Consider the following 3,853-nt stretch of genomic DNA (forward strand, 5'->3'; position numbering starts at 1 on the left):
CTTCGTTTCCGACTCTATCAGACTCTTTCGTGTCCGATTCCCGGTCGAAGCGGGTTTCGCTTTCCGGTTCCCGCTTTCGCGTTTCCCTTTCGGCGAGTCCGACTCTATCAGAAGTTTTCCACCGGATTTCCCGGCTTCGGATTCCTGAGTGAGGAGTCGAGGGCGAACCCGTGGAATGAGATTCCGCGGGTTGCGTCAGGTTCTGCTTGGTGTGTTGCCGAACGTCTCCGTTCCAGGCAACCGCTCAAGTCTACATCCGGGGTGGAGGGGGTGTCAAAGGTCGGCGACGCCGCTAGCCTCGGCCGATGACCGACAAGATCGTCATCTGGAACCGGCTCGCGGCGCTGCTGCCGGAGCCCGAGGCGCAGCACGTACGGGACGCCTGGGACATCGGCGAGCAGGAGGCGGGGCTCAGCATGCTCATCGCGGGCCTCCTCGACCACCGGGTGCGGCTCAGCGAGACGGACAGGGCCCAGATATCCGTGGTGTCGGAGATCTGGGGCGAGCGGGAGAATCTCGCCGGCCGACTCCTCCAGTGCGGCGGTGACGGGCGCCCCGCGGCCGTAGAGCTGCTCGACCCCGACGACGTCGTGCTGGACGCCGCCGAGCTCGGGGCCGAGGGCGACCTGGCGCAGCTGCTCCTGGTGCCGTGGATCGAGTGCACGCGCTGCGGCCGAACCCTCATGCGCGGCCACACCCTCGAGCACTGGGGAGACCTCTCCTACCTGGCCTCCCACTACCTGATCGTCTCGCCGGACGACGAGAGCATCGAGCGCGAGTTCTCGGACGAGTCCAAGCAGGCAGCCTTCGACGCCCTCCTAGACGACTGCCCCCACCGCGCCGACGCCTGACCCACGAGCCCGGCCCTGCCCCACCCGGCCGTCTCTCCGACCAGGTGCTGCTACAAAGCCACGCGCCGAAGGCCGGGACGGCCAGGCCCAGGGGCCCCGAAGGGGGTGCCGTGGGCTCTGCGGTCTTCGCCGACGGGCCTACGGGGTGGTGAACGCCTCGGGGCAGGCTGCCGCAGGCCTCAGCGGGGCGAGCGGCGGCGGGACCACCGACGGGTGATCGACGCGACCGCGTTTAGATACCGGACCTGGACGCCGTGCCTGGGCCTGCCTGAGCACTTCGGGCCGGGGAAGGGCGCTTACAACCAGCTACGGATGGGGGCGGCGGGACGGCACCTCGGAGATGGCCTTCACCGCCCTGCTGGCCCAGGCCGGTGGCTAGGGGGACCTCGAGTGGGTCGTCGCGGTCGACTCCACGGTCGTGCGTGCACACCAGCATGCCGCCGGGCCCCGTCAAAAGGGGCTCCGATAGGCGAGCCGGCCGACCATGCCCTGTGACGCTCCCGCGGCAGGCTGTCCAAGGAGATCACCTCGCTGCGACGGCCTTTGCCGGCGGACGCTGACATTCGTCGTCCCCCGTATTCGTCCCGGGGGACCCGACTCCATCTGCGGCGGCGCGGGATCCGGGTGGTGATCCCGTAACCGGCGGGCCCGGCCGCGAACCGCAACCGGGTGGGCCGGCTAGTAGCGTGCGGTAGTTCGCTGGCTGCATGAGGCGTGGGAAAGCTTTCCGCTGTGCGGGTTCGGTTGGAGGAGTTCGCGTCCGAGGTGTTCGCGCCGCTGGTGCGGCCCGACGTGCTGGCCGCGGATGCCGGCTACGGCGCCAACGCCCACTTCCGACGGCCAGGACGAACGGGGCTCGGCCTGGGTGGGTGCACGAGCGTCCTACTCCGGCCTGACGCACTTCGCAGCGGTCTGGCAGGACGGCCTCCCCAGCCTCCACACCCTGAGCACGGACGTTGACCGCGACCGTGACGCCGTTGTCGCTGGCCTCACTGCGCAAGCGAGTCCGATTTGCGTGACGTCCTAAACCAGCTCCTCGTACACATCGATGTCGGAGGGCACGCGAGCAAGCAACGGTTTGAGGTGCCTCTCCAGGGCGGCGAACCATTCGTCCAGGCCCGCGTCGGCGTCGTGAAAGAACCAGAGGTCCACAGTGAACATCGGTCGCCCGCTGAAGGCGTACGTGCCGTACTGGAAGAGCAGGCCGTCTGAATCCGGTACCGGCGCGGTGTCAAAGCGCTGCCGCCCGAACCGCTTGAAGGCCAGCCACGCATCCCCAGTGGTCAACTCGCTCTTCGCCGGTCGTCCGGCCGCCAGCTGCCCATGCAGGAAGCCGAGGGCTTCCTCCACCCGCGGTCTCTCGGACACGCCAGCTCTCCTCGCTCCCCGAATCAGCACCGCAACTTGAGCCAAGTTCTCACCGACCTGGGCGGCGGCGAAATGCGGCGACATACGCCCCGGGGGATGCGTATGACCCAGGTCACATCAAGAGCATCGTTCGCGACCGATGACTTTTGCGTGGAGCGGCGGTCTTCCCTGTGTAGAGCCACCCGGGCAGGCGCCCGGGAGGGGTGGACATCCAGAGGAGCGAGTCACATGCGCATCGTGGTCACCGAGTTCATCAGCCTGGACGGCGTCGTTCAGGCCCCCGGCGGCGCCGACGAGGACACCGACGGTGCCTTCGCCCACGGCGGCTGGACCCACCCGTTCTTCGACCCCGAGGTCGTCGGCGGCTCCTTCGCCGAGGCCCTGGCAGGCGCCGAGGCCCTGCTGTTCGGCCGACGTACGTGGCAGACGATGGCCGGGGCCTGGCCCGAGCGCGCTGGCGACCCCTTCGCGGACCGCATGAACGCCATCCCGAAGCACGTCGTCTCCTCGAGCCTCTCCGACGAGGAGGCGGCGCTGGCGTGGAGCAACACCACCCGGATCTCCGGCGACAAGGCCGTCGCCGCCATCCGGGACCTGCAGGCCCGTGAGGGCGGCGACCTCGTGGTCATGGGCAGCCCGACCCTCGTACGGAGCCTGCTGCGCGAGGGCCTGGTCGACGAGCTCCGCCTGAACGTGATGCCGGTCCTCCTCGGCGGCGGCAAGACGATCTTCCCCGCGGACGGCGCCCTGCGCACACTGGAGCTGGTCTCCGCGGTCACCAGCCCCGCAGGCGTCCAGGTCTGCACCTACCGCGCAGCCGACCGGCCCTGAGGAAACCAGGCAGCGGCTCAGAGGTTGACGCGCTTGAGGTAGACGCGGCTGCGGTGCGGGATGGTCTGGTACCAGAGCATGAGGTGCTCGTCCTCGTACGTACGCAGCCGCATCGGCTGCGGGTCCTCGTACAGGCTGTGCCGTCCTTGGGGTCGATGCCCATGGAGGCCAGGTCCACCAGGCCGTCCATGACCGCAGCCACCAGTTCCTGCTGCTCCGGCGGCATGTCGCCGAGCACCCAGAGCCGGCTCGGATCGCACTCCCAGGCCCAGCCGCTGTCGCTCTCGGCGCCCTCGCCCCTCGGGCTCACAGGCCGATGTCCTGCTGCGCCTCGGCGAGGATGCGGCTGCTGGTCTCCATCGCGGCCCGGAACTCCTGCTCGGTGGCTGCGGGGTCTCCGGCGATCCGTTCGGCCTCGCGCAGGGCCGCCGCCCGGGCCGGCCACCGGTGGATCGCCACGTGCGTCGCCCACTTGATCAGGAAGAACCGCAGTGGATTGATCGCCCCGGTTTCCGCGGCCCGGTCGAAGGCCTCGTTGCATTCCCGGTCGAGCACCGCAAGGCTCGCCATGTCGATTCGGCGCACTGCGTCCCGCAGCGCTTCCCTCGTCATGGCCGGCTGGGGGATGAGCGGGCCGCCGTCGTCCAGCTGCTGTGCTGTCATCGAGTCCTCCAGGGGAACGCGGCCCAGGATACCGAGCCGGCCGTACACCTGCCGGTAAACGCAGAAAAGCCCCGCACCAGAGCTGGTGCGGGGCTTTCCCACAATGATTGTTCGGCGGCGTCCTACTCTCCCACAGGGTC

Annotated in this window: 4 protein-coding genes and 1 pseudogene; 3 read left to right on the forward strand and 2 right to left on the reverse strand. The window is 69.2% G+C overall.

Going from position 1 to position 3,853, the window contains the following annotated elements; genetic code table 11:
* Positions 1-305: 305 nt before the first annotated feature.
* Together AB0F11_RS37855 and AB0F11_RS37860 are read left to right on the forward strand one after the other, a co-directional pair.
* The gene (locus tag AB0F11_RS37855; protein ID WP_362184362.1) at positions 306-851 is read left to right on the forward strand and encodes a hypothetical protein; all 546 of its coding nucleotides are present in this window, start codon (positions 306-308) and stop codon (positions 849-851) included.
* A 355-nt stretch (positions 852-1,206) separates the two neighbouring features.
* Positions 1,207-1,311: pseudogene (locus tag AB0F11_RS37860) on the forward strand (IS5/IS1182 family transposase); the annotation flags it as partial.
* Between the two features lie 563 nt (positions 1,312-1,874).
* Here the strand turns inward: AB0F11_RS37860 and AB0F11_RS37865 are convergent.
* A complete protein-coding gene (locus tag AB0F11_RS37865) occupies positions 1,875-2,219 on the reverse strand; it encodes a hypothetical protein (protein WP_362184364.1) in 345 nt (114 codons plus the stop codon).
* A 228-nt stretch (positions 2,220-2,447) separates the two neighbouring features.
* On the opposite strand from AB0F11_RS37865, the gene AB0F11_RS37870 reads away from it, so the two are divergent.
* A complete protein-coding gene (locus AB0F11_RS37870) occupies positions 2,448-3,050 on the forward strand; it encodes a dihydrofolate reductase family protein (RefSeq protein ID WP_362184366.1) in 603 nt (200 codons plus the stop codon).
* Positions 3,051-3,356: 306 nt separating this feature from the next.
* On the opposite strand, the gene AB0F11_RS37875 is transcribed toward AB0F11_RS37870, so the two are convergent.
* Positions 3,357-3,713 carry a hypothetical protein gene (locus AB0F11_RS37875; protein WP_362184368.1) on the reverse strand — a complete coding sequence of 119 codons (357 nt, stop codon included), beginning with the start codon at positions 3,711-3,713 and terminating at the stop codon, positions 3,357-3,359.
* Positions 3,714-3,853: the final 140 nt, after the last annotated feature.

It is taken from the genome of Streptomyces sp. NPDC032472 (genome assembly GCF_040636955.1).
Taxonomy (GTDB): domain Bacteria; phylum Actinomycetota; class Actinomycetes; order Streptomycetales; family Streptomycetaceae; genus Streptomyces.

What these genes read in the sequence shown, in the direction of transcription:
- AB0F11_RS37855 (WP_362184362.1), top strand. Translation starts at nt 306, where the DNA reads ATGACCGACAAGATCGTCATCTGGAACCGGCTCGCGGCGCTGCTGCCG.
- AB0F11_RS37870 (WP_362184366.1), top strand. Translation starts at nt 2,448, where the DNA reads ATGCGCATCGTGGTCACCGAGTTCATCAGCCTGGACGGCGTCGTTCAG.
- AB0F11_RS37875 (WP_362184368.1), bottom strand. Translation starts at nt 3,713, where the DNA reads ATGACAGCACAGCAGCTGGACGACGGCGGCCCGCTCATCCCCCAGCCG.